Here is a 4,536-nt window from a genome sequence, read left to right on the forward strand (position 1 = left end):
CATGCTGGTCATCCAGAACGGCTACATCCGCTACATGTGGCCGGTCTCCACCGGCCGCGATGAGCTCGCAACGCCGAATGGCGTCTATGCACCGCAGCGCCTGGAGCGCAACTGGTTCTCCACGGCTTACTACAACTCGCCGATGCCTTATTCGATCTTCTTCCACAATGGTTACGCGATCCACGGCAGCTACGCGATCGATCAATTGGGCGGACCCGCGTCGCATGGCTGCGTGCGGCTGCATCCGCATCATGCCGCCGTGCTGTTCGACCTGGTGCAGCAAGAAGGTCCGGAGAATACCACCATCGAGGTGACCGACGAGGCACGCCCCGACGAGCCACCATTGCCGGGGCATGAGATCGCGGCGGCACCCGGGCCGTATCCGCCGGCGCCGAGGATCGTGCGTTATCGCGAATCCGCCGACATGCCGGAGCTGGCTCCGCCCCAGCGCGGCAACCGCTCGATCGTGGCGAAGAGTGCGATGCCGCCGCGGCCGGCGCCGGCCGGCCGCCGCATGTTGAGCGATGTCAGACCTGCCGCGCCACGCGTCCAATGCGGTGCGGAAGATGACTCCCCCGACTGCCGTGCCAGACCGGCCTACGCCGTGGGATCGACGACGGAGCAGGCGCCATCGATCTACGGCTTCAAGCTGTTGCCGACGTCCTGCTGGAGTGGGGGTGCATCGCGCTGGCGATGGTGGTCGTCGGGCCAGACCACGTCATGCAAGTAGTTTTGCGGCGTGACAGCATGATCCGGAAAAGTGCGAAGCGGCTTTCCAAAAAGGATCATGGGCAAAGAAGACTCTAAGGCGCCGTGGCGCGATGCCCGTTGCGCTTTAGAACTGCACGCCGCCCCAGTAGCAGCCGCCGACACCGCCGCGACACGGGCCCGCTACCCGAGAATTGCGGCGCAGCCCGTTCGGCATCGCATCCTCGAAAGCGTGTGCGCGATTGGCTGCCGGTCTTGCCGGAGCGGCCCTCGCGTCGCGGTGCGGCGCCGCATCCGGTGAAACTGTCGGGGTAGCCGATGACGGCGCGGGACCAGGCAGAGCCGGTGCGAGAGCAGCCGATTGGCTTGCGCTCGGACTGGGCGTGGGAGCTGGAGTTGTGGGTGGCGGCGACGCATCTGCGGTCGCGGGCGGGGTTGCAGAGGACGGCGCTGTCGCGGCGACCGTCGGCGACGCGACGGGTGCGGGCGGCGTTGGCGATGCGGTCGTCCCGCCGGCTTGCTCGTTGACAGATGGGCCTACTGGTGTCGTCGCCTCCGCCTCGTGGCGGACGGCGCCTCTGCGATCGAAATAGTCCGCAACCTGGTGGCTCACGGCGACAACGCCGCGCGCGCCATAGAACAGCACAAGGACCAGGAGCGCGATTGTGAGAAAGCGCAACGGATGCCGCACCGGATATACGACAAGAAGGAGCGCGCTCAGCCATGCCGGGTCACGCAACTCGCCGTCCATCGGTTCGAGCGGTGGACTCTCCTGCGCTGGCACGTTGAATCGGGCTGCGGGCGCGGGCCTGTTGCTCGCTTCGATCGCTTCGGCGATCTGCAAAAAACTCTGACCTTCCTTGCGCAGCGCGGTGCCGGTGTCGTGGAAGGCCGCGTCGCCGAGCGAGCCGGGCTGATCCATGCGCTTGATGCGCGCCACGATGGCGGGCCGCAACAGCAACCGGCGTTCCTCGATCAATTCGGCCATTTTGGCAAAGCTCAGCTTGGCCTCGCTGAGGATCTGCGCGGCGCGGTCCTTGGCGGCCTGGGCGACGGTCGGATCCTCCGCGTCCATCTGCTGCATGGTCCGTTTCAACAGCGCCATATCATCGAGCATTGGAAAACCCATCGCGGCCATAATCGCATAGCGCGGCTCGTCCGCGGTTCGCGAATGTGCCGATTGATCCCTCAGTCCGTTCGCAGCAGTCCGGAACTCCTCTGATCAAAGCGGTTTCCGAGCGCCGCCAAGCCTTCGGCGAGACCACAGGCGGCGAGGATATTTTCCGTCGTTCTTCCTGTCGATCAGCCGGTAACTGTAGACCCAGTCGAAGATATCCGGGTCCCGCTTTCTTTCGATGGTTTCAAGCCAGATGGTCACGTTGTCGATGATGACGGGGTGCCAGGCGAACCACCTTTGCCATTCCATCCTGTTCGTGGGCTTTATTCTCATGTCATGCCCCTTTGACCGGCGAGCGGAAAACCTCGCATTCGTCAGAAGGATGGAAATGACCCTCGCACGGGCCAGGCGCTCCCCGGGCGTCGACGCATCGGTTTGCCATAGGCGTGAGCCCACATCCAGAATCGCCAATCATGCGATCCTAGGCCGATCTGTTCGTCGATCAAGCGGGATAGGCCTTGTAAGTCGATTTGCGATGGTCAATGTCGTCAACGCGGCCGCGCCAGGCGCGAGTAGCACCGCTCCATTCTGTGGATTGGTAGGCAAAGGCACGCCTTCGCGCCGTGCCCACCATCGAGAGCCTTGCGGAAGACCTGAGTAGGCACGTTGTCGCTTTGCCCACCCTACGGCTGCATTGGCTCAATGCACGGCGGTGAAGAAGCGCGCGACCCGGAAGCCGGACAGCCACGTCCACATCGGCTGGCTGCGCATGCCGAGATCCCAGGAGCCGACCACGGCATCCGCGCGGCCGACCAGATTGTCGATCGGGAGCAAGCCGACGCCGCCGTCGCGCAGCGGCACGCGGCTGTCGGCGGAGTTGTCGCGGTTGTCACCGAGCACGAACAGTTTTCCCGGCGGCACGATCACTTCCTGCGTGTTGTCGAGCCGGCCGTTGTCGCGCAGCTTGAAAATCGCATGGCTGACGCCGTTCGGCAGCGTCTCGATGTAGCGATAGGCCTGCTCGCTGCCGCCATTGTCGTCCTCGGCCTCGCCGACGCCGTCCGCCTTCAGCGTCGCAGGGCGGTCGTTGATGAAGAGCTGGCCCTGTCGCATCTGGATGCGGTCGCCGGGCAGGCCGACGACGCGCTTGACCCAGGCCTGCGAGTTGTCACCGGGCCAGCGGAACACCACGACGTCGCCTTGCTTCGGCGTTTCCTGGAACACGCGTCCGCTCTCGGGCAGGTTGATCTGCATCGGCAGCGAGGCCGTGCCATAGCCATAAGGGAATTTCGACGCCAGCAGCGCATCGCCGATCAGCAGCGTCGGCTCCATGGAGCCCGAGGGCACATAGAACGGCTCGGCGATCGCGCCCTTGGCCAAGAACACCAGCGCCACCACGCCGGCGAGCTGCACCGCCTGGCCGAACCAGCCATGCGACTTGCTCTTGCTCTGCATCCCGGCCGAAGCCTGACTGGTCCTGCGGTTCATCGGCCGGTTCCTCCGACAGTAATGCGTTCCATCAAAAGCGTCGGCTGGCCGACGCCGACCGGCACACCCTGGCCGTTCTTGCCGCAGGTGCCGATGCCGGTATCGAGTGCGAGATCGTTGCCGATCATGGTGATGCGGTTTAGATCGGTCGGCCCGTTGCCGATCAGCATCGCGCCCTTCAGCGGCGCGCCGACCTTGCCGTTCTCTATTCTGTAGGCCTCGGTGCACTGAAACACATATTTGCCCGAGGTGATGTCGACCTGGCCGCCGCCGAAATTGGCTGCGAACACGCCGTTCTTCACGGACGCGATGATCTCGGCGGGATCGCGCTCGCCGGCCAGCATGTAGGTGTTGGTCATGCGCGGCATCGGCACATGGGCATAGCCCTGGCGGCGGCCGTTGCCGGTCGGCCTCATGTTCATCAGCCGCGCGTTCTGGCGGTCCTGCATGTAGCCGACCAGAATGCCGTCCTCGATCAGCACCGTGCGGTTGGTCGGCGTGCCCTCGTCGTCGATCGACAGCGAGCCGCGGCGCGAGGCCATGGTGCCGTCGTCGACCACGGTAACCCCCTTGGCTGCGACCGGCTTGCCCATCAGCCCTGCGAAGGCCGAGGTCTTCTTGCGGTTGAAATCGCCCTCGAGCCCGTGGCCGACCGCCTCGTGCAGCATCACGCCGGGCCAGCCGGCCCCGAGCACCACATCCATCTCGCCAGCGGGCGCGGGCACGGACTCCAGATTGACGATCGCCTCGCGGAGCGCGCCGTCGGCGGCATCGCGCCAGGATCTGGTCTCGATGAAGCGCGCATAACCCTCGCGCCCGCCATAACCCTTCGAGCCGCTTTCCTGCCGGTCGCCCTGGCCGGCGACGACGGAAATGTTGACGCGCACCAGCGGACGGACGTCGCGATAGCTCTCGCCATCGGCGCGCATGATTTCGACAAGCTGCCAGCTCGCCGCCAGACTGACCGAAACCTGGCGGATGCGCGGGTCCTTGCCGCGAACGTAGCCGTCGATCTCTGCCAGCAGCTTGACCTTCGCCTCGAAGCCGGGCGCATCGAGCGGATTGTCGTCGGCATAAAGCTTCACATTGGTGTGCGGCGGCGGAGCCGCGAACGAGCCGGAATAGCCGCCGCGCACCGCGAGCACCGCGTCCGCCGCGCGGGTCAGCGCCGGCAGCGACACGTCGGAGGAATGCGCATATCCGACCGCGTCGTCCTTGACCGC

At 65.5% G+C, this 4,536-nt stretch carries 5 protein-coding genes; 1 reads left to right on the forward strand and 4 read right to left on the reverse strand.

Translation table 11 applies throughout. The features are described from left to right. Positions 1–730: L,D-transpeptidase (locus tag JOZ76_RS30715; protein WP_291705144.1), on the forward strand; the 730-nt coding region annotated here is incomplete at its 5' end. Positions 731–835: 105 nt separating this feature from the next. Here the strand turns inward: JOZ76_RS30715 and JOZ76_RS30720 are convergent. From JOZ76_RS30720 to JOZ76_RS30735, 4 genes are all read right to left on the reverse strand, one after another. After that, positions 836–1,825 (reverse strand): hypothetical protein, encoded by a 990-nt coding sequence (locus JOZ76_RS30720; RefSeq protein ID WP_291705146.1) that lies wholly within the window; start codon positions 1,823–1,825, stop codon positions 836–838. A 105-nt stretch (positions 1,826–1,930) separates the two neighbouring features. Further along, positions 1,931–2,296, reverse strand: a complete 366-nt coding sequence (locus JOZ76_RS30725; RefSeq protein ID WP_291705148.1) for a hypothetical protein — start codon at positions 2,294–2,296, stop codon at positions 1,931–1,933. 228 nt (positions 2,297–2,524) lie between these two features. Further along, a complete protein-coding gene (lepB, locus tag JOZ76_RS30730) occupies positions 2,525–3,313 on the reverse strand; it encodes a signal peptidase I (RefSeq protein ID WP_441300133.1) in 789 nt (262 codons plus the stop codon). After that, positions 3,310–4,536 (reverse strand): metallopeptidase TldD-related protein (locus tag JOZ76_RS30735; RefSeq protein ID WP_291705150.1); only part of this gene is annotated, 1,227 nt, incomplete at its 5' end. The genes JOZ76_RS30735 and lepB, both read right to left, overlap by 4 nt.

It is taken from the genome of Bradyrhizobium sp. (genome assembly GCF_019244115.1).
In the GTDB taxonomy this organism is placed as follows: Bacteria; Pseudomonadota; Alphaproteobacteria; order Rhizobiales; family Xanthobacteraceae; genus Bradyrhizobium.